Annotated in this window: 1 protein-coding gene; it reads left to right on the top strand. The window is 69.1% G+C overall.

Going from position 1 to position 1,635, the window contains the following annotated elements; all coding sequences use genetic code 11:
• The first annotated feature begins 252 nt into the window (after positions 1-252).
• Entirely contained in the window at positions 253-1,542 is a 1,290-nt protein-coding gene (gene clpX, locus ACFRAR_RS37975) for an ATP-dependent Clp protease ATP-binding subunit ClpX (protein WP_045696864.1), read from the top strand.
• Positions 1,543-1,635 lie beyond the last annotated feature (93 nt).

Here is a 1,635-nt window from a genome sequence, read left to right as displayed (position 1 = left end):
CTGCTCGGACACTGCTCGGACAGGTGGGGGACGACGCCCCCCCCCCCCGCCCCGGCCCATCGGCGAGCCCGTACGACGGCATCTGTTCGGTATCAATTCGCCCAGGGCGTAGGGCAGACCTGGCGAAGAGGCCGGAATCACGGGCCCGACAGAGTACCGTCGGATACCGAGACCGAGCGCCCTCGGCGTTGACGGTCCACAGCACCAGGCCCCGGAACCCCTGCGGGGCCCCTGGCGAAGGGGAAGCACCTCGTGGCACGCATCGGAGACGGTGGCGACCTGCTCAAGTGCTCGTTCTGCGGCAAGTCGCAGAAGCAGGTGAAGAAGCTGATCGCCGGCCCAGGCGTGTACATCTGCGACGAGTGCATCGACCTGTGCAACGAGATCATCGAGGAGGAACTCGCCGAGACCTCCGAGGTGCGCTTCGAGGAGCTCCCGAAGCCGCGCGAGATCTACGAGTTCCTGGACCAGTACGTGGTCGGCCAGGACCTCGCCAAGAAGGCGCTGTCGGTGGCCGTCTACAACCACTACAAGCGCGTCCAGGCGGGTGAGGCGGGCCGCAGCGGCGGCAACGGCCGCGAGGACGCCATCGAGCTGGCCAAGTCCAACATCCTGCTGCTGGGCCCCACCGGCTCCGGCAAGACGCTGCTGGCGCAGACCCTGGCCCGGATGCTGAACGTGCCGTTCGCGATCGCGGACGCCACGGCGCTGACCGAGGCCGGCTACGTCGGCGAGGACGTCGAGAACATCCTGCTCAAGCTGATCCAGGCCGCCGACTACGACGTCAAGAAGGCCGAGACCGGGATCATCTACATCGACGAGATCGACAAGGTCGCGCGCAAGAGCGAGAACCCGTCGATCACCCGGGACGTCTCCGGCGAAGGCGTGCAGCAGGCCCTGCTGAAGATCCTGGAGGGCACCACCGCGTCGGTGCCGCCGCAGGGCGGGCGCAAGCACCCGCACCAGGAGTTCATCCAGATCGACACCACCAACGTGCTGTTCATCGTCGGCGGCGCGTTCGCCGGCCTGGAGCGGATCATCGAGGGCCGCGCGGGTGCCAAGGGCATCGGCTTCGGCGCCAACATCCGCTCCAAGCGGGAGTCGGACGCCAGCGACCACTTCCGCCAGGTGATGCCCGAGGACCTGGTGAAGTTCGGCATGATCCCCGAGTTCATCGGCCGTCTGCCGGTGATCACCAGCGTGCACAACCTGGACCGCGAGGCGCTGCTCCAGATCCTCACCGAGCCGCGCAACGCGCTGGTCAAGCAGTACCGCAAGCTGTTCGAACTGGACGGCGTGGAGCTGGAGTTCTCCCGGGACGCGCTGGAGGCGATCGCCGACCAGGCGATCCTGCGCGGCACCGGCGCGCGCGGGCTGCGGGCCATCATGGAGGAGGTGCTGATGTCCGTGATGTACGAGGTCCCCTCGCGCCAGGACGTCGCCCGCGTGGTGGTCACCGGTGACGTGGTCTCCAAGCACGCCATCCCCACCCTGGTGCCGCGCGACATGATCAAGCGCGAGCGCCGGGAGAAGAGCGCCTGACCCGAGGCCCTCGGCAGCCGGAAGGGGGCCCCCCCCCCCACGCGGCGGGGGGCCCGCACCCGGATCCGCCCCGCGGCCAAGAAGGCCCCCCCG

The sequence above is a fragment of the Kitasatospora sp. NPDC056651 genome (genome assembly GCF_042792155.1).
In the GTDB taxonomy this organism is placed as follows: domain Bacteria; phylum Actinomycetota; class Actinomycetes; order Streptomycetales; family Streptomycetaceae; genus Kitasatospora.
This window is presented reverse-complemented; position numbering and strand designations above follow the sequence as displayed.